The 25,996-nt window shown below is 66.3% G+C and carries 28 protein-coding genes; 7 read left to right on the top strand and 21 right to left on the bottom strand.

Annotated features, from left to right (window positions below; genetic code table 11):
• Window positions 1-67 precede the first annotated feature (67 nt).
• The gene (locus tag XARJCFBP2528_RS07355; protein ID WP_026064203.1) at window positions 68-697 is read right to left on the bottom strand and encodes a lysophosphatidylcholine acyltransferase; all 630 of its coding nucleotides are present in this window, start codon (window positions 695-697) and stop codon (window positions 68-70) included.
• Window positions 698-699: 2 nt separating this feature from the next.
• Window positions 700-1,131, bottom strand: a complete 432-nt coding sequence (arfB, locus tag XARJCFBP2528_RS07350) for an alternative ribosome rescue aminoacyl-tRNA hydrolase ArfB (RefSeq protein WP_016902021.1) — start codon at window positions 1,129-1,131, stop codon at window positions 700-702.
• 93 nt (window positions 1,132-1,224) lie between these two features.
• Here arfB and XARJCFBP2528_RS07345 point away from each other — a divergent pair, with 93 nt between their 5' ends.
• Window positions 1,225-1,770: a DUF2059 domain-containing protein gene (locus tag XARJCFBP2528_RS07345; RefSeq protein WP_026064202.1), complete on the top strand. Its 546-nt coding sequence runs from the start codon at window positions 1,225-1,227 to the stop codon at window positions 1,768-1,770.
• Window positions 1,771-2,014: 244 nt separating this feature from the next.
• Here XARJCFBP2528_RS07345 and XARJCFBP2528_RS07340 read toward each other — a convergent pair whose 3' ends face one another.
• From XARJCFBP2528_RS07340 to XARJCFBP2528_RS07320, 5 genes are all read right to left on the bottom strand, one after another.
• Window positions 2,015-2,785: a pseudouridine synthase gene (locus tag XARJCFBP2528_RS07340; protein ID WP_026064201.1), complete on the bottom strand. Its 771-nt coding sequence runs from the start codon at window positions 2,783-2,785 to the stop codon at window positions 2,015-2,017.
• A gap of 76 nt (window positions 2,786-2,861) precedes the next feature.
• Entirely contained in the window at window positions 2,862-3,449 is a 588-nt protein-coding gene (locus tag XARJCFBP2528_RS07335) for an O-methyltransferase (protein ID WP_026064200.1), read from the bottom strand.
• 11 nt (window positions 3,450-3,460) lie between these two features.
• Window positions 3,461-3,955: a cupin domain-containing protein gene (locus XARJCFBP2528_RS07330; RefSeq protein ID WP_016902017.1), complete on the bottom strand. Its 495-nt coding sequence runs from the start codon at window positions 3,953-3,955 to the stop codon at window positions 3,461-3,463.
• A 9-nt stretch (window positions 3,956-3,964) separates the two neighbouring features.
• The gene (gene ubiB, locus XARJCFBP2528_RS07325) at window positions 3,965-5,638 is read right to left on the bottom strand and encodes a ubiquinone biosynthesis regulatory protein kinase UbiB (RefSeq protein ID WP_039814160.1); all 1,674 of its coding nucleotides are present in this window, start codon (window positions 5,636-5,638) and stop codon (window positions 3,965-3,967) included.
• Entirely contained in the window at window positions 5,635-6,279 is a 645-nt protein-coding gene (locus XARJCFBP2528_RS07320; protein WP_046345336.1) for a ubiquinone biosynthesis accessory factor UbiJ, read from the bottom strand. Before XARJCFBP2528_RS07320 ends, ubiB begins: the two co-directional genes overlap by 4 nt.
• Window positions 6,280-6,472: 193 nt before the next feature.
• Here XARJCFBP2528_RS07320 and ddlA point away from each other — a divergent pair, with 193 nt between their 5' ends.
• Window positions 6,473-7,579 (top strand): D-alanine--D-alanine ligase, encoded by a 1,107-nt coding sequence (ddlA, locus tag XARJCFBP2528_RS07315; RefSeq protein WP_016904001.1) that lies wholly within the window; start codon window positions 6,473-6,475, stop codon window positions 7,577-7,579.
• Window positions 7,576-8,058 (top strand): GNAT family N-acetyltransferase, encoded by a 483-nt coding sequence (locus XARJCFBP2528_RS07310; RefSeq protein ID WP_016904000.1) that lies wholly within the window; start codon window positions 7,576-7,578, stop codon window positions 8,056-8,058. Before ddlA ends, XARJCFBP2528_RS07310 begins: the two co-directional genes overlap by 4 nt.
• Window positions 8,059-8,175: 117 nt before the next feature.
• Here the strand turns inward: XARJCFBP2528_RS07310 and XARJCFBP2528_RS07305 are convergent, their stop codons facing one another.
• From XARJCFBP2528_RS07305 to oleC, 3 genes are all read right to left on the bottom strand, one after another.
• Window positions 8,176-8,334 (bottom strand): DUF1328 domain-containing protein, encoded by a 159-nt coding sequence (locus XARJCFBP2528_RS07305; protein ID WP_003468167.1) that lies wholly within the window; start codon window positions 8,332-8,334, stop codon window positions 8,176-8,178.
• 64 nt (window positions 8,335-8,398) lie between these two features.
• Window positions 8,399-9,409: a 2-alkyl-3-oxoalkanoate reductase gene (gene oleD / locus XARJCFBP2528_RS07300; protein ID WP_026064697.1), complete on the bottom strand. Its 1,011-nt coding sequence runs from the start codon at window positions 9,407-9,409 to the stop codon at window positions 8,399-8,401.
• A 90-nt stretch (window positions 9,410-9,499) separates the two neighbouring features.
• A complete protein-coding gene (oleC, locus tag XARJCFBP2528_RS07295) occupies window positions 9,500-11,158 on the bottom strand; it encodes an olefin beta-lactone synthetase (protein ID WP_016903998.1) in 1,659 nt (552 codons plus the stop codon).
• 312 nt (window positions 11,159-11,470) lie between these two features.
• Here oleC and XARJCFBP2528_RS07290 point away from each other — a divergent pair, with 312 nt between their 5' ends.
• Window positions 11,471-11,854 carry a YkgJ family cysteine cluster protein gene (locus XARJCFBP2528_RS07290; RefSeq protein WP_016903997.1) on the top strand — a complete coding sequence of 128 codons (384 nt, stop codon included), beginning with the start codon at window positions 11,471-11,473 and terminating at the stop codon, window positions 11,852-11,854.
• Between the two features lie 145 nt (window positions 11,855-11,999).
• Here XARJCFBP2528_RS07290 and XARJCFBP2528_RS07285 read toward each other — a convergent pair whose 3' ends face one another.
• The 4 genes from XARJCFBP2528_RS07285 to XARJCFBP2528_RS07270 all read right to left on the bottom strand — a co-directional run bounded on the left by XARJCFBP2528_RS07285 (window position 12,000) and on the right by XARJCFBP2528_RS07270 (window position 15,754).
• Window positions 12,000-12,902, bottom strand: a complete 903-nt coding sequence (locus XARJCFBP2528_RS07285) for an alpha/beta fold hydrolase (protein ID WP_026064696.1) — start codon at window positions 12,900-12,902, stop codon at window positions 12,000-12,002.
• Between the two features lie 129 nt (window positions 12,903-13,031).
• On the bottom strand, window positions 13,032-14,201 hold the full coding sequence (locus XARJCFBP2528_RS07280) for a Fic family protein (RefSeq protein WP_024939042.1): 1,170 nt from the start codon (window positions 14,199-14,201) through the stop codon (window positions 13,032-13,034).
• Window positions 14,202-14,315: 114 nt separating this feature from the next.
• Entirely contained in the window at window positions 14,316-15,332 is a 1,017-nt protein-coding gene (locus XARJCFBP2528_RS07275; protein WP_016903994.1) for a 3-oxoacyl-ACP synthase III, read from the bottom strand.
• 101 nt (window positions 15,333-15,433) lie between these two features.
• A complete protein-coding gene (locus tag XARJCFBP2528_RS07270) occupies window positions 15,434-15,754 on the bottom strand; it encodes a DUF4156 domain-containing protein (RefSeq protein ID WP_016903993.1) in 321 nt (106 codons plus the stop codon).
• A gap of 395 nt (window positions 15,755-16,149) precedes the next feature.
• Between XARJCFBP2528_RS07270 and XARJCFBP2528_RS07265 the strand changes: the two genes are divergently transcribed.
• Window positions 16,150-16,611 (top strand): XAC0231 family protein, encoded by a 462-nt coding sequence (locus tag XARJCFBP2528_RS07265; protein WP_016903992.1) that lies wholly within the window; start codon window positions 16,150-16,152, stop codon window positions 16,609-16,611.
• A gap of 25 nt (window positions 16,612-16,636) precedes the next feature.
• Window positions 16,637-17,113, top strand: a complete 477-nt coding sequence (locus tag XARJCFBP2528_RS07260; RefSeq protein ID WP_016903991.1) for a tRNA (cytidine(34)-2'-O)-methyltransferase — start codon at window positions 16,637-16,639, stop codon at window positions 17,111-17,113.
• A gap of 159 nt (window positions 17,114-17,272) precedes the next feature.
• Here the strand turns inward: XARJCFBP2528_RS07260 and XARJCFBP2528_RS07255 are convergent, their stop codons facing one another.
• From XARJCFBP2528_RS07255 to XARJCFBP2528_RS07245, 3 genes are all read right to left on the bottom strand, one after another.
• Window positions 17,273-18,496, bottom strand: a complete 1,224-nt coding sequence (locus tag XARJCFBP2528_RS07255; protein ID WP_016903990.1) for an MFS transporter — start codon at window positions 18,494-18,496, stop codon at window positions 17,273-17,275.
• Between the two features lie 104 nt (window positions 18,497-18,600).
• Window positions 18,601-19,221: a hypothetical protein gene (locus XARJCFBP2528_RS07250; protein WP_016903989.1), complete on the bottom strand. Its 621-nt coding sequence runs from the start codon at window positions 19,219-19,221 to the stop codon at window positions 18,601-18,603.
• 134 nt (window positions 19,222-19,355) lie between these two features.
• A complete protein-coding gene (locus XARJCFBP2528_RS07245; protein WP_047124543.1) occupies window positions 19,356-20,153 on the bottom strand; it encodes a hypothetical protein in 798 nt (265 codons plus the stop codon).
• Between the two features lie 168 nt (window positions 20,154-20,321).
• On the opposite strand from XARJCFBP2528_RS07245, the gene XARJCFBP2528_RS24260 reads away from it, so the two are divergent.
• Window positions 20,322-20,453: a hypothetical protein gene (locus tag XARJCFBP2528_RS24260; protein ID WP_257998724.1), complete on the top strand. Its 132-nt coding sequence runs from the start codon at window positions 20,322-20,324 to the stop codon at window positions 20,451-20,453.
• 135 nt (window positions 20,454-20,588) lie between these two features.
• Here the strand turns inward: XARJCFBP2528_RS24260 and XARJCFBP2528_RS07240 are convergent, their stop codons facing one another.
• From XARJCFBP2528_RS07240 to XARJCFBP2528_RS07225, 4 genes are all read right to left on the bottom strand, one after another.
• Window positions 20,589-21,929 (bottom strand): sigma-54-dependent transcriptional regulator, encoded by a 1,341-nt coding sequence (locus XARJCFBP2528_RS07240; RefSeq protein ID WP_016903027.1) that lies wholly within the window; start codon window positions 21,927-21,929, stop codon window positions 20,589-20,591.
• On the bottom strand, window positions 21,914-23,356 hold the full coding sequence (locus tag XARJCFBP2528_RS07235) for a sensor histidine kinase (protein ID WP_026064447.1): 1,443 nt from the start codon (window positions 23,354-23,356) through the stop codon (window positions 21,914-21,916). Before XARJCFBP2528_RS07235 ends, XARJCFBP2528_RS07240 begins: the two co-directional genes overlap by 16 nt.
• A gap of 46 nt (window positions 23,357-23,402) precedes the next feature.
• Window positions 23,403-25,112: a ubiquinone-dependent pyruvate dehydrogenase gene (poxB, locus tag XARJCFBP2528_RS07230; RefSeq protein ID WP_016903029.1), complete on the bottom strand. Its 1,710-nt coding sequence runs from the start codon at window positions 25,110-25,112 to the stop codon at window positions 23,403-23,405.
• A gap of 222 nt (window positions 25,113-25,334) precedes the next feature.
• Window positions 25,335-25,994, bottom strand: a complete 660-nt coding sequence (locus XARJCFBP2528_RS07225) for a sigma-70 family RNA polymerase sigma factor (RefSeq protein WP_016903030.1) — start codon at window positions 25,992-25,994, stop codon at window positions 25,335-25,337.
• Window positions 25,995-25,996 lie beyond the last annotated feature (2 nt).

Genomic DNA, 25,996 nt, shown 5'->3' with positions numbered 1-25,996 from the left:
GGGCGGCGCCGGTCATGAATGCAGGCGACCGGCAGTGACAAAACCTTTCAAGCCCGCGGCCGCATCCTCACAGCGTATCGCGATGCTTGCCGCGCCACGGCCGGTACCAGGTGCGGATGGCGGCGATATCGGCGGCCATGTCGGTACCGGTCCAGAACGGCTCGCCGATGCCCACGGTCTTGCTGGGGTAGTCGAAATACACCGGCAGGATCGGCACCTTGGAATCGGAGGCAATCTTCCAGAAGCCGGCCTTCCAGTGCTCCACCCGCTTGCGGGTGCCCTCGGGGGTGATCACGTACCACATCTGTTCGGAATTGCGGATCAGCCGTACCGCCTGGCCGATGGTGCCCTGCGGCGAGCTGCGGTCCAGCGGGATGGCGCCGAGCTTGCGCAGCAGCGGACCCAGCGGCCACCAGAACAGCTGCGCCTTGCCCAGCACGCGCACGTCGAAGCCCAGCGCGAACTTGGCCGCAAAGCCCAGGAAGCCGTCCCAGTTGGACGAATGCGGGGCGACGATCATCACCAGCTTGGGTTCGTCGGGCAGCCGCCCGAGCAGGCGCCAGCCGGTCAGACGCAGTGCCGTGCGCCCCAGCCAGCGGCCGAAGCGGCCGTGCGCACGTGGCATTCTGGGTGGAGAGGGCTGCAGCAGGATGTTGGCCTGTGTTACCGGCGGCAACGACGGGGCGGTGTGACTCACGCTTACTCCCAGTGGGACGCAGAGCGTCCACGCTTGATATGGCTGCGCTCACGCTTGGCATCCAGCCGCCGCAGCTTGGCACCATGACTCGGTTTGGTGGCGACCCGGCGCTTGGGCACCGACAGGCAGGCACTGATGATCTCGACCAGCCGCTCGCGCGCATCCTCGCGATTGCGGTCCTGGGTGCGGAAGCGCTGCGCGTCGATCACCAGCACGCCATCGGCGGTCATGCGCCGGTCGCGCCGCGACAGCAGCCGCGCGCGCAGGGGTTCAGGCAACGACGGCGACCCGGCCACGTCGAACCGCAGCTCCACCGCGGTGGAGACCTTGTTGACGTTCTGCCCGCCCGCGCCGCTGGCGCGCACGAAGCGCTCGACGATCTCGCTGGGCGGGAGCGTCAGGCTGGGGGTGATGTGGATCGGGTCGCTGGCCATCGGGCCGATTGTATCGGCACCGGCATGGACGCGCGCGCGAACGCCGGCTTCCCGTATGCTGCGGCAGGTTCCCCGACTGTGCAGGATGCTCCGATGACACCGCCCCGTTCCGTTGCCGCCGCCCGCGCCTTCGCGCGCCGCCTGATCGTGCTGGCCGCGCTGGCGCTGGCCACGCCTGCCGCGTTTGCGCAGGCGCCCAGCGATGCCGACATCAACCGCCTGCTGGCCGCCTCACGCGCGCAGACCATGCTGGACACGATGCTGCCGCAGATCGAGGGGATGCAGCAGCAACAGTTCGCCCAGCTCACCGCCCAGCGCCAGCTCGACGCCGACCAGCAGGCGCAGCTGCAGCGCATCCAGGAGCGCACCCGCCAGACCGTACGCAAGGCGCTGTCGTGGTCGGAACTGCGGCCGATGTATGTGGATATCTACAAGCGTTCGTTCTCGCGCGAGGACGTGCTGGCCATGGCCGAGTTCTACGAGAGCTCGGCCGGCCAGAGCCTGCTGGACAAGACCCCGGCACTGACCCAGAACCTGATGGGCGCGATCCAGCAGAAGATGCTGCCGCTGTTTGCCGACCTGCAGAAGGATCTGGAGAAGATCGTCAATGAGCCGGCAGCGGCACCGCAGAAACCCTGAAGGGCGGGGATGCGGGAATCGGGGATCGGGATTGAGGAATCGGAACAGCGTGCCTGCTGCGGCGGTTGCTGCTTGCGACGGTGGCGTTGATGGCGTTGACGATGATTGCGCCAACCCGCTTCTCCCACTCGCTGAGGGAGCGCTTGGCCCCTCTCCTGCGGGACAGGGGTTGGCGTGAGGGTACGGTTGTGCGGATTTCCAGCAGATCGTGTGGGCTTGTTGACCGTTAGCCGCGCGCACCGCATCAAGCCGTCTGCACCACTCCCAGCGCGGCCATCTCCCACCCGAGCAACGCGCAGGCCTTGGAAAATTCCACATCCAGTGGTGCAGTGACGCTGATGCGCCGCCCATCGGCCGGATGCGGAAACCCCAACCGCTCGGCGTGCAGCAGCATGCGGTGGATGCCGAGCATGCGGAAGCTGCGGTTGTGCCGGCCATCGCCATGGCTGGTGTCGCCGAGCATGTGGTGCGACAGGTGTTTCATGTGCCGGCGGATCTGCCGGAACCGCCCGGTCTGCGGCTGGCAACGCAGCAACGCATAGCGCGAGGTGGCGAAGCCGGTGGACGGGATCTCCAGCTCGCCGGTGGCCAGGCGCTGGAAGTGCGTCACCGCCGGCTTCTTGACCGGCTTGCCGGGGCCGCCGTCCAGATCGTGGTCGACGATGAAGCGCTCTTCGGCCGGCCAGCCGCGGCACACGGTCAGATAGTCCTTCTCCAATTCGCCGGCCATCAGGGCCTTGCCCAGCGCGCTGGCGGCCTCGCGGTCGAACGCCAGCAGCAGGCAGCCGCTGGTCGCGCGGTCGAGCCGGTGCACCAGAAAGATCGGCCGGCCCAGCTGTTCGCGCAGGCGGTCGGCCAGAAAGTCGTCCTCCCCGCGCGCCAGCTTGCTGTCGTGGACCATCAGCCCGGCGGGTTTGTCGACGACGGCCAGGAGCTCGTCCTGGTAGAGAATCTGCAAATGCTTGGGGGATGTGCTCACCGGCGGATTATCCGCATCGTCGACACCGCATGCCACTGCGTCGCCACGCCGTATGGCGCATGCCGATCACGCGCCTTGATGCCTGAGGGCGTGGCAGCTCGGCGACGCACGCTCAGGCCGCGCCGCACACCGCCAGCAATTCGCCCTTGCCCACCGGCACCACGCTGCAGGTGACTGCCGGATCGTCAGCCAGCAGCGCGGTGAACGCCGCCAGTTCGTCGGCATGCGACAGCGCATTGTCGACCACCAGCAGGCCACCGCCGCGCAGCACGCGGCGCAGTGCCGGCCACCAGCGCGCATACTCGCCGCGCGCCGAATCCAGAAAAACCAGATCGATGCTGGCGCTGGCCGCCTGAGTCAGCCACGCACCACCGTCGTCATGCACCACATCCACCGACGCCGCCAGGCCGCTGCGCGCAAGCGTGGCCTGCGCCAGGGCCACCTTGTCGGCCGCAAGCTCCACCGTGGTGACGTGCCCACCGATTGCGGCGGCCGCTTCGGCCAGCCACAGCGTCGAATAACCGTTGGAGGTGCCGATTTCCAGCACGCGCCGCGCGGCGGTGGCACGTACCAGCACGGCCAGGAATTGCCCGGTGTCGGGCGTGATATTGAGCATGCGCCGGCCACGCGCCCGCTGCTGCGCATCGTTGTCGCTACCGAACCGTACCAGTTCGTCCTTCAGTGCCTGCAGATCGATCATCACCACCTCGCTCAGTACGGCGTGCCGTCCTTGTGCCGATAGGACCACTGCCCGTCTGCAGCGGTGACCAACATCAGATCGTCGTCCGGATAAGTGACGCAATCGCCGGCGCTGCGGTCGCCCACTTCCAGATACGTCACCGCCGCTTCGCTGCGATTGATAAGGCAATGCGCATCGCCGTCGCCCGCACGGAATCCGGCGCACATGCCCGGTTGCAGCAGCTGCTCGCCGGCATTGGTCACCAGGCTCGGCGTGCCGCTGACGATGTAGACGAACTCGTCCTGCAACGAATGCCCGTGCCGCAACGCCGAGCGCGCGCCCGGCGCCAAGGTGGTCAAATTGACGCCGAAGTTGCGCAACCCGAACAGCGCACCCAGCGCGCGTTTCTGACGTCCGTCCATCTGCGCAGCGAACGCCGGCGGATAGCTGGAATTTTGCGTGTGCGGCGGCGCATTGAGCGCGACGATCGGTGCGCCGGGTATGACTGCGTGGAATGCCTGGGGCATGGCGGCGCCTTAACGCCGCAGCCAGGCGACCAGCAGGGCCACCGAGCCGGCGCCGCCGCTGACCCAGCTCCACACCGGCACCGTGCCCAGGTACCAGCCATTCGGGTGCAGGCCATACAGCACGGCAGCCACCACCAGCAGGCCGCTGCCGGTGATGGCAGTGACCACGCGCGTCTGCAGCTTGCGCAGGCTCAGGTCCAGCGCGCGCAGCTCGGCCGAGCGGATGTCGAGCTGGTGGCGGCCTTCCACCTGCTGCTTCAACCAGCTGTGCACCAGGCGCGGCATGTCCGGCGCATGGGTCATGATTTCCGGCAGGCGCTTGCGCAACTCGCCGAGCACGCGGCGTGGGCTGTAACGCTCGCGCAGGATGCGTTCGAGCACCGGCCGCGCCACCGCCCAGATGTCCAGCCTGGGGTCGAGCTGGCGGCCGACGCCTTCGATGTTGAGCAAGGTCTTCTGCAACAGGATCAGCTGCGGCTGCAGCGTCAGTTCGTAGCGCTGCGCGACGCGGAACAGCTTGATCAGCACTTCGGCCAGCGAAATCTCCGACAACGGGCGGGTGAAGTACGGCTCGCACACCGAGCGCGCGGCCGCTTCCAGTTCGTCGATGCGCACGTTGTCGGGCATCCAGCCCGCCTCCACGTGCAGCTCGGCCATGCGGCGGTAATCCTTGTGGAAGATCGCCATAAAGTTCTCGGCCAGGTAGTACTGATCTTCCTGCGAGAGCTGGCCCATGATGCCGAAATCCAGCGCGATGAAACGCGGATTGAGCCGGCGCTCCGGATCACTGTCGACCCAGATGTTGCCGGCATGCGCATCGGCATGGAAGAAGTTGTCGCGGAACACCTGCGTGTAGAACACCCGCACGCCTTTGGCCGCCAGCGCCTTGCGGTCGATACCGGCCGCATCGAGCTTGGCGATGTCGTCGGACGGAATGCCGTACACGCGCTCCAGCGTGAGTGCACGCTCGGCGGTGTGCGACCAGATCACCTCGGGCACGTACAGATCGTCCGAGCCTTCCCAGAACCGGCGCAGCACGCTGGCGTTGGCGCCTTCGCGCTGCAGGTCGAGTTCGGCCGACAGGGTGCCTTCGATCTCGGCCACCACTTCGCGGGGCCGGATCTTGTCCGCGCGCGGGTGGGTGCGTTCGACCAGCGTGGCCAGCGACTGCAGCAACGCGATATCGGCATCGATCTGGCGCTCGATATCCGGGCGCAGCACCTTGACCACCACCTCGCGGCGCACGCCGTTGGCATCCGGCGGCAAGGTGGCCGCGTGCACCTGCGCGATCGAAGCCGAGGCCAGCGGCACGGTATCGAATGCGGCAAACGCCACGCTCACCGGCAGGCCCAGCGCGCGCTCGACGATCAGCCGCGCCGCTTCGCCGTCGAAGGGCTTGACGCGGTCCTGCAGCAGGGTCAGTTCATCGGCCACGTCGGCCGGAATCAGGTCGCGCCGGGTCGACAGGATCTGCCCGAACTTGACGAAGATCGGCCCCAGTTCCTGCAACGCCAGCCGCAGCCGCGCACCGCGCGATTGCGCGGCGATCTCGGCACTGGCGCGCGGCACGAACGGCTTGGCCAGGCGCAGCCAGCGCTCGGCCGGCGTGTCCTGCAACAGGTCGTCCAGGCGATAGCGCAGGATCACCCGGCCGATGCGGCTGGCCCGCAGCAGCGCCTTCATGCCGCACCTCCGGCCGCGCGCAGGCGCGCCACGCGTGCGGCCAGCCGCTCGACGTCGTCGCGCAGTTCGTCGACATCGTCATGAAAGGCGTCCAGTTCGGCACGCGGCACCACGTCGCGCGATTCCTCGGTTACGAATTCGGCCGCGCTATGCGCCAGATCCACCGCGCTGCGCCGGGCCTGCTGCAGCGCTGCACGCACCGCATTGGCGATCTGCACGCCGAGGATCTCGCCGAACACCGCCACGAACGGCAGTTGCCAATCCGGATCGAAGCGGCCGGCCAGTTGCTGCAGCTGGCGCGCCAGCTCGGCATCGCCGGAGACCTTGAGCCGCCCGGCCGGTGCGCCGCTGCGGCGCGCGTTGGCCAGGAACGGCAGCTGGCCGAGCAAACCGGCCAGGCTGCTGCGCACGGCCAGGTCCGGCTCCTGCGCCTGGTCCACCGGGCCGACCAGCAAGCGGCGCTCGTGCACGCGGATCTGCAGGGCCAGCGCAGGCGCCTCCAGGGTCAGTGCGATGCGTTGGCCTTCCAGTGGCAGCAGGGCGTCGCGGGTATCGGGGTCCAGTGCCAGCGCGCGGTTGAGCGCGGCTTGCAGGGCCTGGCCGGCGAGCGGCTTGAGTGAGTTGAACAGGGATCCGGGCATGGGCGCATTCTACCGTCCCCGCATGTCGCCACTGCTTGACGGTGGTGTGGCAAGTGCAAGCCGGAGGCCGGGGTGGCGATCATGGCAGGGCGCCTTGTGGCCAGGCCGCGTGCGTCGATCATGCAGGACTTCCTTCGGCACGCCTGCCGCGGGCATGCTGGCGACCTCATCACACAGGTGGCAGGAGCAGGCAATGCGCAAGATCCGGGTCGGTCTCATCTTCGGCGGCAAATCGGCCGAACACGAGGTCTCGCTGCAATCGGCGCGCAACATTCTCGATGCGCTCGATCCGCAGCGCTTCGAGCCGGTGCTGATCGGCATCGACAAGCAGGGCCAGTGGCACGTCAACGACCCCGACAGCTTCCTGCTCAATGCCGACGACCCGGCCCGCATCGCCCTGCATCGCAGCGGTCGCGGCGTGGCCCTGCTGCCGGGCGCGCAGCAACAACAGCTGCGCCCGACCCAGCCGGAGCAGGCGCTGGCGCAGATCGATGTGGTGTTTCCGATCGTGCATGGCACGCTCGGCGAAGACGGCTCGCTGCAAGGGCTGCTGCGCATGGCCAATCTGCCCTTCGTCGGCTCCGGTGTGCTCGGCTCGGCGCTGGCGATGGACAAGGACCTGACCAAGCGCGTGCTGCGCGATGCTGGGCTTGAGGTGGCGCCGTTCGCCTGCTTCAACCGCCACACCGCCGCACATGCCGACGTGGATGCGTTGATCGCGCAGTTGGGTTTGCCGTTGTTCGTCAAACCGGCCAACCAGGGTTCGTCGGTCGGTGTCAGCCAGGTGCGCAGTGCCGATGCGTTTGCCGACGCGCTCGCACTGGCGCTGGCATACGACCACAAGGTGCTGGTGGAAGCGGCAATCGCCGGGCGCGAGATCGAATGCGCCGTGCTGGGCAATGCCACCCCGCAGGCCAGCGTGTGCGGCGAAGTGGTGGTGCACGACGCGTTTTACTCCTACCAGACCAAGTACATCAGCGAACACGGAGCCGACATCGTGATCCCGGCCGACATCGATGCGCAGACGCAGCAGCGCATCCAGCAGATTGCGGTGCAGGCCTACCAGGCGCTGGACTGCGCCGGCATGGCGCGTGTGGACGTGTTCCTGTGCGCCGATGGCCGCATCGTGATCAATGAGGTCAACACATTGCCGGGCTTCACCCGGATCAGCATGTACCCCAAGCTTTGGCAGGCAAGCGGGCTGGACTACCGCAGCTTGATCACCCAGCTGATCGAGCTGGCACTGCAACGGCATGCTGACGATCAGCTGCTGCGCAGCGCGGTCGAACCAGGCGCATGAGCCAGGCCCTTGTGCGCGCCGTGCAACCGCACGACCACCGCGCACTGCTTGCGCTCAACAATGCGCATGCCACCGAGCTGTCGCTGCTGGATGCCGAAGGACTGGCTGCATTGCTGCAACTGGGGTGGCACGCACGCCTCGTCGCGCCGGCGGATGGCCTGCTGATCGCGCTGGATCAAGGCGCGGCCTCCGCCAACCCGAACTTTGCATGGATGGCGCAGCGCTTCGCGCGCTTTGTCTACATCGACCGCATCGTGATCGCCGCGCATGCGCAGCGGCGCGGGCTTGCCAGGCAGCTGTATGACGAGCTCATCCACGCTGCACGTGCAGCGGGGCAACCGCGCCTGGTCTGCGAGGTCAACCTGCTTCCACCTAACCCGGCATCGCTGGCACTGCATCTGCAGCAGGGTTTCCAGCCGGTCGGCGATGCGCTGCTGGGCAACGGCAAGCACGTGCAATATCTCGAAAAACTGCTTTAAAACAAAAGTGATTCAACGATAGAGCGTCCATAACGCACATGGCCCGCCTCCTTGCGGAAGCGGGCCATGCGAGCGTCGACCGGCAGCGCCGCTGCCGTGACGTATCGCAGCTAGGCGTTATACCTTGCCGCGACGGAACATCGAGATCACAGCCAGGATCAGGAACACCACGAACAGGATCCAGGCGATGTTGGTCGCCGCACCGGCGATACCGCTGAAGCCCAGCACGGCGGCAATGATGGCGATGACGAAGAAGATGATGGCGTAATGCAGCATGGCAAGGATTCCAGAAGTTGTCGTGCCGAATCGGCGCAGACGTATCCTGAAGATGCGGCGGTCTTTATCGAGTGATGGCGATGTCGTTGGAAGATGAGGATCGCAGCCGTTGCAGCCCTTCTTCGATGCTGACCTGCGGCACATAGCCGAAGTCGCGACGCGCCGGCTCCATGCTGTACCAGTGCGGCGTGCACAGCTGTTCCACCAGAAAACGCGTCAACGGCACTTCGCCAGGCAGACGCAACAGTGGCCACATGGTCTCGCAGATTGCACCGATTCTGTACGCGGTCTTGAACGACAACGAACGCGTCACCGCGGGTGCATCCACCGCAGCCAGCAGGCGATTGAGCAACTCGCGCATCGGCAAGGGCTCGCCGTTGGAGATGAAATACGCCTTGCCCGCACACGCAGCACCTGCAGCGAGATGCGCAAACGCATCGAAATGCGCCTGCGCGGCGTTATCGATGTAGGTGCTGTCCACCAGGTTGCTGCCATCGCCGACCATGCGCAAGCGGCCGGCGCGCGCACGCGCGGCCAGGCGCGGCAACAGATGATTGTCGCCCGGGCCCCAGATCAGGCGTGGACGCAAGGCCACCGTCGCCAGTTGCGCATCGTTGGCCGCCAGCACCGCGCGCTCGGCGATCGCCTTGGTCGCCGCGTACGCCGCGCGCAGATCTTCGCCATAGGGCACTTCGTCGGCACCCAGGCCTTCCACCGGATTGGTGGCGCGATGGGTCACGCTGGGCGTGGAGGTATAGATCAGGCGCGGCACACCATTGGCCCGACACGCGTCGAGCACGTTCTGCGTGCCCACTACATTGGCTTGGTGATAGCTGTCATAGCTGCCCCACGCACCGGCCTTGGCCGCGTTGTGGAAGACCGCATCAATGCCGGCGAAGGCATGCCGAACCGCCTGCGGATCGGCCAGGTCGCCACGGATCTGGCCCACGCCCAAACTCTGCAGCACCGGATAATCGCCGCGCTGGAAACTCACCACCTCGTGCCCACGCGCGATCAAGCCGCGGCACAACGCCTGGCCAAGAAAGCCACCACCACCGGTTACCAGGATGCGCACGCATCACCTCCATCGCAAGGACGCACACGATAACGGGCGCGGCCGGAATTGGCGATGCGGCCAGCTGCGTGCACGATACGCATCGACAGGTCAGCCACGTTGCTGCGCCGCCCAGATCGCCAGCGTTTCGCGGCCGATCTTGGCGTTGTGGCGAATATCCACCGGAAATCCGGAATGGCGCAGGAAACGCGTGATTCCAGCCGTGTGCGGGTGCGCAGCGCCCAGCGCGCGCAATGCGGTTTCCACTTGCGCAAATGCCGATGCCGCCACGCCAGGCTGCAATTCCACGCACAGCACCGGCTGTTGCTGTCCGGGTGCGCCGACACCGACCAAGGCGGTGCGCCGCACTTGCGGATGCACGTTGAAGACCGGCTCCACCTGCTCGGTGTAGAGCGGGCCGGTGGCGGTTTCCACGCGGTGGGTCTTGCGCCCGCAGAACCACAAGCGTCCTTCGGCATCGAAGTAGCCCACATCGCCCATGCGATGCACGATGCGTTCGCTGCCGTCCGCATTGCGCTCGCGGATCTTGGCGATCCGCGTGGCCGCGTCGCGGTTGAAGTAGGTGTCGGTGGTGGTGGGGCCAGCGACGGTGATTTCGCCCACCTCGCCCACCGCCAGCACGCGCGCGCCGCTCCACTCGGGAATGGCCGCATCGTCGATGGCGATGATGCGCACCTCGTTCGGCGCGACGACCTGGCCGACGCAAGTGCCGGCACCGGCCTCGGTGGCCGCGCGGGTGGCATCCAGCGTACGCCCTTCGATGGCTGCCACCGGCAGGCATTCGGTGGCGCCATACGGCGTCCAGAATTGCGCATCTTCCGGCAACAGCGCGCGGATCTTGGCCACCACGTCCGGCGGCACCGGCGCACCGGCCGAGGTGGCCAGGCGCACGTTTGGCAAGGGCTGGCCGTAGTCGGCCAATACGCGCATCAATGCCGGCGAGCCGAACAACTGCGTGACTCCGAAGCGGTCGATCGCATCGTGCAGCTTGCGCGGATCGGCAGTGGCCGGGCGGGTCGGATCCATGTCCGGAATCACCGAGGTCAGCCCCAGTGCCGGATCGAACAGGGCAAACGGCGGGAACGTCGGCAGATCCACGCCACCGGGCTGCATGCCAAAGGCATTGCGCAGCAATTCGATCTGGCCGACGAAATGCCGGTGGCGGTACACCACGCCCTTGGGCACGCCGGTCGAGCCGCTGGTGAACAGGATGGCGGCCACATCGTCCGGCCCGGTGTTGGCCAGCTGACTGCCGGCGCCGGCGCCATCGCGCTCCACGCGCGCCAGTGTCACCCCGCCCCAGCCGTAACGGCCACCGACGCTGACGATCTGCTTTGCAGAGCGCGCCCACCGCAGCAGACGACGCGCCAGCTGCGCAAGCGGAATGCCGATAAACGCCTGCGGCTGCGCTTCGTCCAGGCATTGCTTGAGCGCACGCTTGTCGATGCCCGGATCCACCAGCACCGGCACCGCACCGGCCTTGAACAAGGCAAACATCAGCAGGAAGAATTCCGGCGAAGGACGCACCATCACCACCGCGCGCGCACCGCGTCCGATGCCGTGCAGGGCCAGTCCGGCAGCGATCGCATCGCTGCGCGCGTCCAGCTCGGCATAGCTCAAAGTCACATCGTAGGCGGCAAACCCGTTGGCGGCGCGGCGGCCCGGGCAACGGATGGCGATCTGCTCGGGGCGCTCGCGCGCGAGTTCCGGCAGGGTGGCGGCGATATTGCAGAGAGTCGTCGTAGTCATTGCCGCATTATCACCCATGCGCCGACGGTGCCGGCCGCTTGATCGCGCTCAAAGCGCCTGCGCTGGTGCGTGCTCCCATCGCAGCGATGGCTGACGCGGTGATTGCGCGTCGTCTGGCCGCAACGATGCAGCGCAGTGCTAGCGTGAAATGCCCCGCCCTGCGCGAGGCGCCCCGCGGTGCACACACGCGCTGCGTCGAGCGATGCAGATGAACCGCTAACCGGCGCGCAGCCGTGCCACTTGTATCGCAGCGTGGTTCGGTCAGAATGCCGCGCTCACCACGTTGTTTCGCCGCGCAAGGCCCGGCATTCCATGGCACATCCCTGCCTTACCTGCGGCGCCTGCTGCGCCTACTTCCGCGTCAGTTTCCACTGGAGCGAGGCCGATCCCGCATTGGGCGGCAGGGTACCGATCGAGCTGACCGATGCGCTGCGCACGCACGAGCGCGTCATGCGCGGCACCTCGCAATCGCAGCCGCGCTGCATCGCGCTTGACGCGGACATCGGCCGCTACAGCCGCTGCAGCATCCACGATCGCCGGCCCTCCGCCTGCGCCGCCGTGCCGGCCTCGCTGGAATTCGGCCAGCGCAGCGCGCAATGCGACAAATCCCGGCTGGCGCACGGCCTGCACGCGCTGACTGAAGCCGACTGGCTGGGCGTGGACCAGGCCCAACGCAATCCGCTGCCGCCGTTGTAACGGCCACCGCTGCGAGTGACTACGCCATCCGCTCGCAACGTCCAACAGAACAACGGCATGGCCGGTCCCATCCACTAGTACATCCGCGGTCTGCACACCGCAGGCACTCATCGAGCGAGCGCCTGCGCGGCGATGCCAGCAGCGCTTACAGCGGATTGCGCTCCAGAAACGCACGGATCGCCGGCACCAGCACTTCATGCTTGTCTTCCAGCACGTAGTGATTGGCATCGTCAAACGCGGTGACCTCGGCATTGGGTAACGCCTTGCGGAAGCCGGCCAGGAAGTGCTTGTCGAAGCAGATATCGCGCAGGCCCCAGGCGATGAACGCCGGGCGATCGGCGAACGACGGCAATGCCTGCGCCGAGCGCTCCAGCAGTGACCAGGCCTGGTCGGCGGGCGACAGCGGAATATCCTGCATGAAGCGGATGGTGGAGATGCGGTTGCGCCAATTGTCGTAGGGCGCCACATAGGCGCGACGCACCTCCGCCGGCATCCGCCGCGACACGCCGAACCAGGACGCGCCGGAGGAAAACGCATTGAACGTGCGGATGAACCACTCGCCCGGCCCCCAATGCCGACCCATCGCGATCTGCCACGGCATCGGTTTTTCCGGCGGCAACGGGAACGCAGCGGTGTTGGTGATCACCAGCCGCTTGACCTGCGCATGATGTGACAACGCCCAGCCGAACCCGATCATGCCGCCCCAGTCGTGCACCGCCAGCGTGACCGGGCCGGTGATGCCCAGATGCCGCAACAGCGTGTCCAGATCATCCACGCGCGACTGCAGCGTGTAGTCGTAACGCGGCTGCGCGTCGGGCGCATCTTCCGGCTTGTCGGACAGCCCCATGCCGATATGGTCCGGCACGATGCAGCGGTAACGATCCGACAGGCCACTGACCAGGTGCCGCCACAGATAGCTCCACGACGGATTGCCGTGCAGCATCACGACCACCTCGCCATCGCGCGGACCTTCGTCCAGATACGACATCGCAATGCCGGGACGCACCTCAAGGCGCTGGGGAGTGAAGGGATAGCCGGGGTAGTTCATGGATCTCTCTATTTGCTAAAGCTTGGACTGGGTGTGTCTGGCAAGTCGCCAGCTACATCGCCACGACAGTATCGAAAATACGCTGGATGTCTCTGCATCGTCGGCAACAGCCGTGCGCAAACGCATCGCTCACAGCGGCTGCGCTCCTTCGCTGAGGATGTCGAGATAGGCGTGATAGGCAAAAATACGATGCCGCTGCTGGCCGGTGAGTTCGTTGACGATTTCCAGCTCCTGCAGGGTGCGTACTGCGGCACGGATGGTGGGCGCACTCAACGACAGGGCGGGCGCCACCTGCGGCACCGCCAATACCACGCGCCGCGCGAACTGCTCAAACACCAGGCCGACGTTACCTGCTCGCTGGCCCAAAGCCGCAATGCGGGCCCGATCACGTGCCAACAGTGCCAGCAGGCGCTGCGCGGTGTCGACGGCTTGTTGCGCGGTCTCTGCCACACCATCCAGAAAGAAACCCAGCCATCCTTCCCAGTCACCGTTGAGTCGCACTGCATTGAGGCGATCGTAGTAATCGGCACGACGGCGCTTGAAATACAGGCTCAGATACAGGCTGGGCTCCCGCAGCACGCCTTCGCTGCACAGGATCAAGGTAATCAACAGCCGTCCCAGGCGCCCATTGCCATCGCTGAAAGGATGGATGGTTTCGAACTGCACGTGGGCAAGCGCCGCCTTCACCAACGGCGGCATCTGCCCCTGCGGCGCATGCAGAAACTGTTCGAGTGCCGACAGCGCGTCGGGCAATGCATCTGGCGGTGGCGGAACAAAGTGCGCAAGTGCAGGCGAGGCCCCGCCTACCCACACCTGACTCCGGCGGAATTCACCTGGCTGCTTGCCGGCTCCACGCCCGCCCTGCAGCAATAGCGCATGCATCTCGCGGATCAAACGCAGCGACAGCGGGAAATCGTCCTCGCGCAGGCGCCGCAAACCATGGTTGAGGGCCGCGACATAGTTGGACACTTCTTCGACATCGTCGACAGGCACGCCCGGTGCCGCATCCATCTCGAACAGCAACAGGTCCGAGAGCGATGACTGGGTTCCTTCGATCTGGGACGACAGCAAGGCTTCCTTGCGGATGTACTGATAAAGAAACAGTTCCGGGTCGGGCAGCATCAGCGTGATGCCGTCCAGTCGCCCTAGTGCCTGGTCGGCGCGCTCTTTGCGCGCCACCAGTTCGGCCTGTGCGAAATCCAGCGCCGGCACTGGCGGCAACGGATCAGGGACGAACGCCTGGTAACGGCTCCCTGCGAGAGCGCCAGCAACATAGTGTCCAGTGATGCGCTGAGCCATCGTCTTTCCTTACAGACCGCAAGTGTTCCTGCAAGGAAACCTAGATACCACTTTTTTACCTAAGCAGTGATATTGCCCGGCTCGCGGCAGCACCTGCCGGGCAACAACAGCACGTCACCAGACCACTTCCGCCATCGAGCAGTTCAAGCCAGAACCAATCCCCATCAACGCGATGCGGTCGCCCTTCTTCAAACGGCCGAGTTCCTTGAGCTTGCTCAGCACGATCGGTACCGAAGCCGGGCCGATGTTGCCGTGTTCGCCGAAGATGGTCATGACCTTGGCCGGGTCGATGCCGAATGACTTCACGAACGAAGCGGTATGCGGGCGGCTGACCTGGTGGATGACGAACTGGTCCAGCTCGTCCACCGCCCAGCCCATTGCCTGCTTGGCGGCCAGGAAGGTCTTCTGCGCCAGCTTGATGCCTTCGATCAGCAACAGGCGGGTGTCGGTGACCATGCGGTCCAGGTTGCCACGGCACAGCTTGTTCCATTCGGTGGCCGAGCGGGTCACGCCACCCTTGTAGCGCGGGGCGTCGGGCACCAGCTCGGTGCGCGCCATCACCATCGCTGCGGCACCGCAGCCCAGGGTCAGCGCGGCGAGTTCATTGCGGAACTCTTCTTCGGTGACGTCGGGCGAGGTCATGCGCTCGAGGGTCTTCTCGTACACCAGGTTGGCGGTTTCGCCATCGACGACCAGCGCATAGTCGATCTCGCCGCGCTCAAGCATGCGGGCGGCGATGTCCATGCCGTTGATGAAGGCAAGGCAGGCGTTGGCGACGTCAAAGGTGACGCAATGGTCGCCGACCCCGAGGTTGCCGGACACGATGGAGGCGGTGGACGGCTCCAGGTAGTCTCGGCTCACCGAGGTGTTGACCAGCAGGCCGATCTTCTCGATGCCGATGCCGGCGTCGAGCAGTGCCTTGCGCGCAGCCTGGGTGGCAGCGTCCGAGGCCTGGACATCCTGGTCCCACAAGCGCCGTGCATGGATACCGGCAACGTCGCCCAACACGTCGGTCCTAATGCCGAGACGGTCGTAGGTCGGTTGCAGGCGCTCGTTGATTTCCTTGGAAGTCAGCGTGTGCGGCGCATCAATATGCGCCAGTCCCGCGATGGAGACATTCTGGAAGAGCATCGAAGTAGCGCCATGGCGTCAGGCGAGGGGGCGCTAGTCTAGCCGCTGGCTGGTTTTACCGCATCTTTACAATTGCAGCGGCCGCGCCCCAGCCCAACGGTTCAGCGCGGTGGGCAGCGGAAGGCGTTGAAGCGCTGGCTGCCGTCGGCCGGCTGACCCTGCGCCTGGACCGTATTGGCATTGGCGCCCGGCGCCTCGTTGCGTGCCAGCGTTTCCAGTTCTTCCTGCACCCGCAGTGGGTTGCGGTTGTAGAAGCCGACCTTGCTCTTGACCGATACCACCACCTCGCCCTGCTGCTGACAGCCAGCTGGCACAGGGCCTGCGGGCAACACCTGCACACCTTTGCCGCTTTGCTCGATCGGCACCCAGGTGCAGGCAGTGGCAGTGGTGGCAACCAGAACAGACAGCATCAGCACGCGCATAAGTCTTAGACACCTGAGGACGAAGCCGGATTGTGCCGCAGTTGCCGGGCGGCGATCGGCGTGCGCTGCATGCCCGCACGCCGCGCATTCAGCGCGCTGAACACCAAGCAGATCGTCGTGTCCTCTTGCTTCGGCCGGTGTCCGGCGCCCGCAACCGCGTCCGGGTGTCCGGACGCGGACACCGCTACGGCGCAAAAATCCCTTTAAAAACAATCCACTGCAACTGGCACGCGGTTTGCTGCATGGCATGGGCAAGCAGCGGGCAGCGACCTCGATCAATGAAAATGACTGCCAGCTGAATAAATAATACTGCGCCAAGAAAGTTATTGCACTTACCGAAACGGTGTACTACCTTACTACCACACCACTGATCACCCACACCAAGAGACCTCGCCATGAAGACCCAGACCCTGCGCATCGCCCTCTCCGCCGCCCTGTTTGCCGGTACCGCCCTGGCCGGTTTCGCCCAGGCCGCCAGCCTGACCACGCTGGACACCGTGCAGGTCCGCCCGTCTGCAGAACAGATCGCCCAGCAGGCGCTGGAGCGCAGCAGCGACATCCCTACCCTGGCCGCCGTGCAGGTGCGTCCGTCCGCCGAGCAGCTGGCCGCCCTCGCCGCCGAGCAGGCCGGCCCGCGCATCCTCACCCTCGCTGCGGTGCAGGTGCGTCCGTCCGCCGACCAGCGCGCCGACCTGGTGACCCGCAACGCCGCTGCCAGCGCGCAGAGCACCTCCGGCCAGGCTGCTGCTGCCATCGGCGCGCTGATGGGCCAGGTCATCGTCAACTTGCCGGTGCCGCAGCTGCAGCCGTCGCCGGTCGAACTGGAAGCGCTGGTCAACGCCGCCATCCGCCTTTGAGCACGCGCGCAGCTACACTGCGCGCATGTCAGCCCCTGTCCTCGATGTCATCCTGTTTCAGCCGGAAATTCCGCCCAATACGGGCAATGTGATTCGCCTGTGCGCCAACACCGGCGCGCGTCTGCACCTGATCGAGCCGCTCGGCTTCGACCTCAGCGACAAGCAGCTCAAACGCGCCGGCCTGGACTATCACGAATACGCAAGCCTGCAGGTGCATGCCGACCTGCCCAGCGCCCTGGCCGCGATCGCGCCCAAGCGCGTGTTTGCACTGAGTACGCGCAGCACCGTGCGTTACGACACACCGCAATTTGCCGATGGCGATGCCTTCCTGTTTGGCCCGGAGACACGCGGCTTACCCGCCGACGTGCTGGAGTCGATCCCGCCACAGCACCGGCTGCGCCTGCCGATGCGCCCGGACAACCGCAGCCTCAATCTGTCCAACACCGTTGCGGTGATGGTGTTCGAAGCCTGGCGTCAGTGGGACTTCAGCGGCGGCCGATAACCGTGGCGATGCAGACGGCTGGCTGACTGCGGCACCGTCCGCCCCGATCCCGGCGCGCTGCATGGTTCCCGTACCGGTCTGTCACTCAAAGCGTGCTCCGCGCGTATGCCAGTCGCGGGCGTTGCCGTTTGCGTGCTGCTCCGCGCCGCTGCGATGACCTCATTGCATCGCCTGGGCATCGGTCGCTGCCTGCAGCATGCCGCGGCAGCCTGCCCAGAGCGCCACCGCCAGCAAGGCGATGGCGCCCAGCGCCAGAAACGCGATGCGATAGCCGAAGGCGTGCGCCAGCCAGCCGCCCAAGGCCGGGCTCAGCGCCGCGCCCACACCTTGCACCGTCATCACCGCGCCCTGGCCGACATTGACGCGCCCGGTGCCCTGCAGCAATCGGGCCACCAGTGCCGGCACCACCACGGCCTGCAGGCCGGCGCCGAGTCCGTCGAGGATCTGCACCGGAAACACGCCCCAGCCATGGATCAGCGACGCCGCCACCAATGCACGCAGCGGCAAGGCCATGAAGGCCACCAGCAGCACCCACCAATGTCCGTGCACGCGGATCCAGCGCATCGCCAACAACGCCACCACCACCATCGTGGCCTGCGCGACCACGATGGTGGTCGCCGTCAGCGCGTTGGCATCGCCCGCATGCGCGGCCACGATGGCCATGCCGTAGAGCGGCAGCATCGCCGCATTGCCCAGGTGGAACAGCCCCAGGGTGATGGCCAGCAAGGCCAGTGGCCGGCAGGTCAACAACACCCGCCAGCCGCTGAGGGTGTCCGCGCCGTCGGCGTGGCCCAGGCCGCGCGCGGCACGATGGTCGATGGCCGCAACTGGAATCATCAGCACCGCCGCGATCGCCAGCACACCGAACGCGGCGGTGAGCACGAACACCGCCGCAAACCCGTAGCGCCAGCCCAGCCAGCCGGCCAGCACCGCGGCCAGCATGTTGCCGGCGTGGTTGGCGACCTGATTGCGCGCCAGTTGATGATCGAATCCGCGCGCGTGCACCAGTCCCAAGGTGATGCCGGTGAGTGCCGGGCCGATGCCGGCTGCCGCCAACGCCGAGACGATCTGCGCGGTGACCACACCGGAGGAGGTCGGATGCAGCCAGATCAGCGCCGTGGCCAACAGGATCGCCAGGCAGCCCACCACCACCACGGCGCGCTTGCGCCGGGTGCTATCGACCAGTGCACCGGCCGGGGTGGTGGCGAGCATGCCGGCGATGCCACCCACGCTCATCACCGTGCCGATCGCCGCCACCGACCAGCCCCTGGATTGCAGGAATACGCTGAGAAATGGCCCCAGCCCGTCCTGCACATCGGCCACGCTGAAATGCAGCGCCTCCAGTGCGCGGCTGCCACGGGGACGCGGTGTGCTCATGCGCATCGGCGCTCTCCACGAAACGATGAAAGGCGACTGCGCGCGCCGGCCTGCATGCACGACCCGATTGCGGTTGCACGGCGCCAGCACGGCAGTCGCATTGCAGGCTGCTAGTGCTTCGGCTTCGGCTTCGGCTTATGCGCACCCGGACCATGCGGATGCTCGATCTGCTTCAGCGACGCGGCCTTGGCGCCCAAGGCATGCGCGTGGACCAGCACCCCGTGCGGGGTCGTCCTGGTATCGCCTTCGGCCACCAGCGTCTTGCCAACCACCAGCTGCTTGGCGAAGTCAGCCCCGGCATGCGGTGGGAACCGCACCGTGACCTCGTCGTCCAGCAACACGCCATGCACCTGCCCGTGCGGGCCGTGCAGCAGGCGCGCGATGGTGCCGCTGTGCTGGGTGAGCTGCGGCTTGGGCGGCTTGCCGGCGGGTGGTTTGGGCTTGGGCTTGGCGTGCGGCCCGTGCGGGCCCTCATCGACGATGCGCTTGCCGCCTTCCGGATCGATCGCCAGGGCCACCAGCATGTCCACATCGCGCGGCTTAAGGCCACGCACACTCAAGGTGCTGCCGGGCTTGAGCGCCTTGAGCAAGGCGGCGGACAGGTGCGGCGGCGTGTGCACCTCGGTGCCGTCGGTCAGCAGTAGGCCGTCGATATCGGCCTTGGGATTGAGCAGAAAGCGCGCCAGCGTGCCGCGGGTTTCGGGAAGGAAATCAGGGTCGACCCAATGCATGAAAAACTCCAGAGAAGTGAGAACCGGCCGATGCCGGCAAGCCGCGCCCGTCGCCACGCATGCGGCGTGGTGAACAGGCGCGTAGAGGGGAACGCGACAGGTAAGCGCCGCCGCGTGGGCGGCGGCGCCCTGGATCAACGCGGCGCCGGAGCCGGCGCTGGCGGTGCGGCCGGCGGGACAGGCGGTGCCGGTGGTGCGGGCGGCACCGGGCCGTCGGGGCGCGGCGGGCTGAACAATGCACGCTGCGAGGCGCGATCGCGGCCCAGTTGGGTGGCTTCGATGGCGCGGCCATTGGCGGTGGCAACCCCGAAGCCGCTCACGCTCAATGGCGCGCCTGCCCGCAGCAGATCACCGAACTGCAGCGCCAGATGCGGCGGCATCCGCACCAGCGTGCCATCGCTCAGCAACGCGCCATTGGTCTCGCCACCCGGGCCGTAGACCAAGCGCTCGATGCGTCCTTCCGCCTGCAACGGCGTCAACGCGGCAGGTGCTGGCGGCGCCGGCGGCATGGCGCCCGCTGGCGGCTGGTCGACCACTTCGCGCCCACCACGATTGGAGCGGATGCTGCTGGCGCGCAGCACCGGCAGGCTGCCCAGGCGGTAGCCCTGCACGCTCACCGTATCGCCACGGCGCACCGCAGCCTGCAACTGTGCGGACAGATGCGGTGCAAATGCCACCTGGGTGCCATCGCGCAACCACAGGCCGTCGACCTCGCCATTGGGATTGAGCATGAAGCGCTCGACCGTGCCGGTGATGCGCACCGGGGTGGCGGCCAACGGCGCAGGCGGTGCGGGTGGCACCGGCGGGGCCGGCGGTGGCGTGCCGACCGGCGCACGCGGCGCCGCCGGTGCTGCCGGCGGTGTGGGAGCCTGCGCGACAGCGGTTGCCACGCTGCAGGCCAGTGCGAAAGCAAGTGCGGTCTGACGAATCATGCGATGTCTCCAACGCGGCAGGAGCGCCGCTCGCCCTGGAGATAAAGCAGCAATCGTGCCAACAGGGAATCCGTTGTTTTACAAGGGTTTTGTGTCTGCACGCGCGCGGACAATCGTCTGCGTTTCATCCATCACTGTCCGCTTTGCAGACACTTTGCAGCTGGTTGCGTGTCACCCCTGCAAGGCAAGAACGTGCCTAGCATCCTCGACGGTAGCGTGCGCGTGCCGATGTCCGGGCTGGATTTCGAACGCGTGGTGCTGCGCTTTCCGGCTGCGCCGTTTGCTGGTGGAAGGCCGTAGCCAATGCTGCGAGTGGCAGCGGCGACATGCAACCAACAGGTGCGCATGACAACAGGTGCACGTGCTGCTGCGCGCGTATAGCGTCATGACCGAAGCGGCAGCCTGCAACCATCGCGTCCGGTCTGATCGCTGCAACTACTGCAGGCCGTACTCATCGAGCTTGCGGTACAGCAGCTGGCGATGAATGCCGAGCCGGCGCGCGGCTTCGGCGCGGTTGCCGCCACTGTGCGCCAAGGCGTCCTGGATCATCTGCTTTTCCAGCCGCGCCACCGCCTCGGGCAAGCTGCCTTCCAATGGCGCTGCAGTCGTGGGTTGCTCGGCACCGTACTCGAGCGCGTCGTCCAGGTCCGCGGCAACGATGCTGTGGCCGCGCACCAGCAGCTGGCTGCGTTGCATGACGTTACGCAGCTCGCGCACGTTACCGGGCCACGGGTAGGCCAGCAGCCGCGCTTGCGCGTCCGCCGACAGCGTACGCGCCACGCCTTCGCCGCTGCGCAGAAAATACTGCGCAAGCAGCACGATGTCCTGCCCGCGTTCGCGCAGCGGCGGCAGTTCGATCGGCACCACATTCAGGCGATAGCGCAGATCGCTGCGAAACTGTCCTGCCGCCACCCATGCCGCCAGATCGCGATGCGTGGCCGCCAGCACGCGCACATCCACCTTCTGCGCGCCGCGCCCGCCCAGCGGTGTCACTTCGCCTTCCTGCAGGAAGCGCAACAACTTGGCCTGCATCGGCAACGGCATGTCGCCGATCTCGTCCAGGAACAACGTGCCGCCATCGGCTTCGCGAATCAGGCCGATGCGGTCGCTGGTCGCCCCGGAAAAGGCGCCCTTGCGATGGCCGAACAATTCGCTTTCCATCAACTCCAACGGGATCGCCGCGCAGTTGACTGCCACGAACGCCGCATTTGCGCGTGCGCTGGCGCGATGCAGCGCGCGCGCGACCAGCTCCTTGCCGGTACCGGTTTCGCCGGTGATCAACACCGGCAGATCGGAGGCCGCTGCCAGCCCGATGCGTTTATGCACGGTACGCATCGCCGGACTGTGGCCGACCAGGCCGTCGTCGTCGTCGGGTGGTCCGCTCGCTGCGGCATCGGCGTCGGCATCGGCGCGACTTGCCAATGCACGCTCCACCACCTCGACGATATCCGCACGCCCCACCGGCTTGACCAGGTGATCGAACGCACCCAGCGTCATCGCTTCGATGGTGTTGCCGCTGGAGGCGTACGCGGTGAGCATCACCAGCGGCACCTGGCGCGCGCGGGGGTCGTCCGCACGCGCACGCAGCACCTGGATGCCGTCCATGCCGGGCATGCGGAAGTCCACAAACGCCAGCTCGATGCCGCCCTCGTTCAGGCGCAGCAAACCATCGGCGCCGTTGTCGACCGCGATCACCGTATGGCCGAGCGAGCGCAGCGTTGCCTGCAAGGTGGCCAGAAACGCTGCATCGTCGTCGATGATCAGGATGCGCGCCATGGCAGCTCCAGAATGAAATGGGTCATACCGTCGGCGTGTGCATAACGCACCTGCCCGCCATGTGCACGGGCGATCTCGCGCACCAGCGCAAGCCCTAGGCCATTGCCGTCGGCGCGACCGCTGACGAACGGCTCGAACAATTGCGAAGCGATGGCATCGGCGATGGCCGCGCCACGATTGCTCACCCGTAGCTGCAGCAACCCATCGCTGGCGCTGGCCTCCAGCGTCACCGCGCTGCCTGCATCGGCGTGCTGGAGCGCGTTGCGCAGCAGATTGTGGACGGCACGGCCGAGCTGCTGCGGATCGAGCATCCACTGCAGCGGCGCGTCCGGGACGCGCAGCTGTGGGGCCGGCGCGCCCGGCGGCAGCATGGCAGGATCGAGCAAGCTCGCCAGCCATTCCTGCACCACCACCGTCTCCAGCTGCAGCCGGATCGGCTGCACCATGCCGAGCAGACTTTCGACCACCCCATCCAGGCGACGGATCTGCCCCAACATCAGCTCACCGTGCGCGGCATCGTCCGGCGTGCCTTGGCGCGTGGCGATTTCGTTCTCCACCGCCAGGCGCATTGTGGCGATGGGGTTGCGAATCTCATGCGCCACCGTGGCGGTCAGGCGCCCGAGTGCGGCCAGCCGCTCGTGCCTTGCCAGCTCGTCGGCCAGCCGCCGCGTCTGCGCCAAGGCCTGCGCATTGCGCTGTGCGTAATCGCTGACCGCAGCGCCCAGCCGGTCCAGCTCGGGTGCGCCGGTGACCGGAATCTGCGGAAGTTCGGTATCGGCGGCCAGCGCCTGCTGGATGCGCTGCAGGCGCTGACTCCAGCGCCGCACCACCACGCCCAGGGCAATCGCCGACATTGCCACCATGGCGAAGATCAGCAGCATGCCGATCGCCAGTGGCCGCCAGGCATCGGAGGTGCTCGCTGGCACCCGCGACATGGTCCAAGCGGCGGTGCCCGCGGCCAGCGGGCAGGCACTGATCAACACCACTTCGCGGCTGCCGTCGCGACGAAAATCCACGGCCTTGTCGCCCACCGCACTCTGCCGCGCGGTACTGACGATCGTGGTCCACTCGGCGGCCGGGATATCGGTCTTGTGATCGCTGCCGTCGTAGGTGGGATAGGCGTAGGCAACGAATCCCTTGTCGAGGTTCCACACCCCGCCCTCCACACCGGGCGCATCGGCCAGTACCAGTTGCACCACCACCGCGGCCAACCCGGCGCCGTTGTCGCCGCTGCGCGCCGCCTCGCTCGCGCCGGCGTAGCGCTGCACGATGCGTGCGCATTGCGCGGTCAATTGCTGGCGCGCATCGTCCAGTCGCACGCCTTCGGTCTGTCGGTACAGGCCATACAACATCGTGGCCACGCCCACGCAGGCAGCCAGGATCACCACCCAGATCAGCAGCAACTGGCGTAACAACGAACGAGGCATGCGAGGGTCCGGTAAAGACGTGCAGTTTCAGAACGCGGTAACTGTGTCAGCGCATGTTGGTCTTGACCAGATCGATCACCTCGTCGCCACGTCCGCTCATCACTGCCTTGAGCAGATACAGGCCCATGCCCTTGGCCTGTTCCAGCTTGATTGCCGGCGGCACCGCCAGTTCCTGCGTGGCGATGCGCACATCCACCAGTGCCGGACCGAAATGCGCGAAAGCCTGCCGCAACGCCCGCTCCAGTTGCGCGGATTCATCGACCCGGATGCCCAGGATGCCCATCGCATTGCTCATCGCTGCGAAGTCCGGATTGCGCAACTCGGTGCCGGTATCCAGATAGCCGGCGGCCTTCATCTCCATCGCCACGAATCCCAGCGAGGCATTGTTGAACACCACGATCTTCACCGGCAGGCGCAGCTGCGCCAGCGAGATGAAATCGCCCATCAGCATCGCAAAACCGCCATCGCCGGACAGCGCAATCACCTGGCGGCCCGGATACGCCGACTGTGCACCCAGCGCTTGCGGCATCGCATTGGCCATCGAACCGTGGTTGAACGAACCGAGCAAGCGGCGTTGTCCGTTCATGCGCAGGTAGCGCGCGGCCCACACCGTCGGCGTGCCGACATCGCAGGTGAATACCGCATCCTGGTCGGCGATCTGGCTGATCATGCGCGCCACGAATTGCGGATGCAGCGGCTCGCCTGGATCGGCCGGCACCGCCAGATCGTCCAGTCCCTCGCGCGCCTTGCGATAGTGCGCCAGCGCCTTGTCCAGGAAGTCGCGTTTCTCGCGTCGCTGCAGCTGCGGCAGCAAGGCGGCGATGGTTTCGCCGACATCCGCTGCGATGCCCAGCTGCAACGGCGTGCGCCGTCCCAGCGCGCTCGGGTCGCGGTCCACCTGCACGATGGTCGCGTCCTTCGGATAGAACTGCCGATACGGGAAATCCGTGCCCAGCATGATCAAGGTGTCGCAGTTGAGCATCGCGTGGTAGCCGGAGCTGAAACCGATCAGGCCGGTCATGCCGACATCGAACGGGTTCTCCCACTCCACATGTTCCTTGCCGCGCAAGGCATGCACGATCGGCGCGCCCAGAGTGTCGGCCAATGCCACCACCGCATCGTGTGCGCCCGCGCAACCGCTGCCGCACAACAGCGTGATCGCTTCGCTCTGTTGCAGCAGCTCGGCCAACTGCTGCACATCTTCGGGAGCCGGCAGTACGCGCGGTTGGCGCAGTTGCGGCCACGCCGTGGGGATGTGTTTGTCCACTTCCAGCAGTGCGATATCGCCGGGGATCACCACCACCGCTACGCCTTGCTGCAGGATGGCCGCACGCATCGCGCGGTGCAGCACTTCCGGCAGCTGCGCCGGATTGGTCACCAACTCCACAAAGTGACTGCACTCGCGGAACAGTTCCTGCGGATGCGTCTCCTGAAAATAGTTCAGCCCGATCTCGGACGAGGGAATATGCGCGGCGATCGCCAGCACCGGCTGGCGGCTGCGATGACAATCGAACAGCCCGTTGATCAGGTGCAGGTTGCCCGGCCCGCAGCTACCCGCACACACCGCCAGCTTGCCGGTCACCGCCGCCTCGGCGCCGGCAGCAAACGCGGCCACCTCTTCGTGGCGCACGTGCATCCATTCGATCGTCTGCATCTCGCGCAAGGCGTCGGTCAGACCGTTGAGGCTGTCGCCGGTCAACCCCCAAATCCGCTCCACCCCCGCGCTCTGCAGCGTCTCGGCCAGAAACCGCGCCAACGTCTTTTTCTTCGCCACGATGCAGCTCCACGCTATCTTTGAGTGGGTAGCTTGGCAGCGGGAATGTATGCCTGGCGTCTAGTTGCGTCCCGCGCTACGTCTTCCACGCCCACCTAGCAGATGAATGGCCTGGCTGGAGAGTGACCGAGCTGTCACTACTCACCCGCCAGTATCGATATCCTCTCTCCCCGGTACCTCACAGGCGCACACAGAAACTGAGGGCTACAAAAAGTCACCTTTCTGAAAGCTTCCCCGGCCCAGGTGTGTGCGTAGGATCTCGAGACCCTGCGAGTGCAACTGGGAGATCCTACCCTTGGTCACACCCAACTCACCTGCGATCTGGACGAAAGGCTTGTGCAGGTAGTAGTAAGACATGAAGATTTCCCGCGTACGCGGAGCCAGCTGCAGCATTGCCTGCCCTAGAATATGCCGTGACTGCTCTTCTACGAGACCCTGTCCCGGCCACGCATCGGTTGCGTGCTCGACCAGATGCTGGGTGGCGATCTGCAGAATCGTGCCGATGAAGTCATCGAGCCTGCCGATATCATCGGCGACGATATCAATCCGATCCTCTAACCGAATGGAACGCCTGTGCTGGCGCACACCATTGAATACCGCGCCACGCACGCGGCGTTTAGCGTAGAGCGTGAAAGGAATTGTGCGTGCCGGGTCATAGCGGGCCATCGCTTCCAGCATGCCGACATGCGCATTTTGCAGGTGATCCAGCCAATCGAGGTCACGACGACCGATGCGTCGATAGACGTCGGCCGCCACCATTCTTGCCCACGGCGAATACTCCGTTACCAGAAAGTCTCTGGCCTGCAGGTCGTGGTCGGCCTTGAATCGCCTCCAAAGCTCGGCAACAAGTGCCTCCCTGTCCATCG

Source organism: Xanthomonas arboricola pv. juglandis (genome assembly GCF_001013475.1).
GTDB classification, from domain to species: Bacteria; Pseudomonadota; Gammaproteobacteria; order Xanthomonadales; family Xanthomonadaceae; genus Xanthomonas; species Xanthomonas arboricola.
Note: the sequence above shows the minus strand (reverse complement) of the source record. Positions and strands in the feature narration are given on the sequence as shown.

Excerpts from the sequence above, each read along its gene's own strand:
- XARJCFBP2528_RS07275 (WP_016903994.1), bottom strand. The coding sequence starts at position 15,332 with ATGCTCTTCCAGAATGTCTCCATCGCGGGACTGGCGCATATTGATGCG.
- XARJCFBP2528_RS07320 (WP_046345336.1), bottom strand. The coding sequence starts at position 6,279 with ATGCCCGGATCCCTGTTCAACTCACTCAAGCCGCTCGCCGGCCAGGCC.
- XARJCFBP2528_RS07310 (WP_016904000.1), top strand. The coding sequence starts at position 7,576 with ATGAGCCAGGCCCTTGTGCGCGCCGTGCAACCGCACGACCACCGCGCA.
- XARJCFBP2528_RS07240 (WP_016903027.1), bottom strand. The coding sequence starts at position 21,929 with ATGGCGCGCATCCTGATCATCGACGACGATGCAGCGTTTCTGGCCACC.
- XARJCFBP2528_RS07290 (WP_016903997.1), top strand. The coding sequence starts at position 11,471 with ATGGCACATCCCTGCCTTACCTGCGGCGCCTGCTGCGCCTACTTCCGC.
- XARJCFBP2528_RS07265 (WP_016903992.1), top strand. The coding sequence starts at position 16,150 with ATGAAGACCCAGACCCTGCGCATCGCCCTCTCCGCCGCCCTGTTTGCC.
- oleC (WP_016903998.1), bottom strand. The coding sequence starts at position 11,158 with ATGACTACGACGACTCTCTGCAATATCGCCGCCACCCTGCCGGAACTC.
- XARJCFBP2528_RS07280 (WP_024939042.1), bottom strand. The coding sequence starts at position 14,201 with ATGGCTCAGCGCATCACTGGACACTATGTTGCTGGCGCTCTCGCAGGG.
- XARJCFBP2528_RS07250 (WP_016903989.1), bottom strand. The coding sequence starts at position 19,221 with ATGCATTGGGTCGACCCTGATTTCCTTCCCGAAACCCGCGGCACGCTG.
- arfB (WP_016902021.1), bottom strand. The coding sequence starts at position 1,131 with ATGGCCAGCGACCCGATCCACATCACCCCCAGCCTGACGCTCCCGCCC.
- XARJCFBP2528_RS07305 (WP_003468167.1), bottom strand. The coding sequence starts at position 8,334 with ATGCTGCATTACGCCATCATCTTCTTCGTCATCGCCATCATTGCCGCC.
- XARJCFBP2528_RS07345 (WP_026064202.1), top strand. The coding sequence starts at position 1,225 with ATGACACCGCCCCGTTCCGTTGCCGCCGCCCGCGCCTTCGCGCGCCGC.
- XARJCFBP2528_RS07260 (WP_016903991.1), top strand. The coding sequence starts at position 16,637 with ATGTCAGCCCCTGTCCTCGATGTCATCCTGTTTCAGCCGGAAATTCCG.
- XARJCFBP2528_RS07335 (WP_026064200.1), bottom strand. The coding sequence starts at position 3,449 with ATGATCGATCTGCAGGCACTGAAGGACGAACTGGTACGGTTCGGTAGC.
- ubiB (WP_039814160.1), bottom strand. The coding sequence starts at position 5,638 with ATGAAGGCGCTGCTGCGGGCCAGCCGCATCGGCCGGGTGATCCTGCGC.
- XARJCFBP2528_RS07330 (WP_016902017.1), bottom strand. The coding sequence starts at position 3,955 with ATGCCCCAGGCATTCCACGCAGTCATACCCGGCGCACCGATCGTCGCG.
- XARJCFBP2528_RS07245 (WP_047124543.1), bottom strand. The coding sequence starts at position 20,153 with ATGATTCGTCAGACCGCACTTGCTTTCGCACTGGCCTGCAGCGTGGCA.
- ddlA (WP_016904001.1), top strand. The coding sequence starts at position 6,473 with ATGCGCAAGATCCGGGTCGGTCTCATCTTCGGCGGCAAATCGGCCGAA.
- XARJCFBP2528_RS07285 (WP_026064696.1), bottom strand. The coding sequence starts at position 12,902 with ATGAACTACCCCGGCTATCCCTTCACTCCCCAGCGCCTTGAGGTGCGT.
- XARJCFBP2528_RS07235 (WP_026064447.1), bottom strand. The coding sequence starts at position 23,356 with ATGCCTCGTTCGTTGTTACGCCAGTTGCTGCTGATCTGGGTGGTGATC.
- XARJCFBP2528_RS07270 (WP_016903993.1), bottom strand. The coding sequence starts at position 15,754 with ATGCGCGTGCTGATGCTGTCTGTTCTGGTTGCCACCACTGCCACTGCC.
- XARJCFBP2528_RS07225 (WP_016903030.1), bottom strand. The coding sequence starts at position 25,994 with ATGGACAGGGAGGCACTTGTTGCCGAGCTTTGGAGGCGATTCAAGGCC.
- XARJCFBP2528_RS07255 (WP_016903990.1), bottom strand. The coding sequence starts at position 18,496 with ATGCGCATGAGCACACCGCGTCCCCGTGGCAGCCGCGCACTGGAGGCG.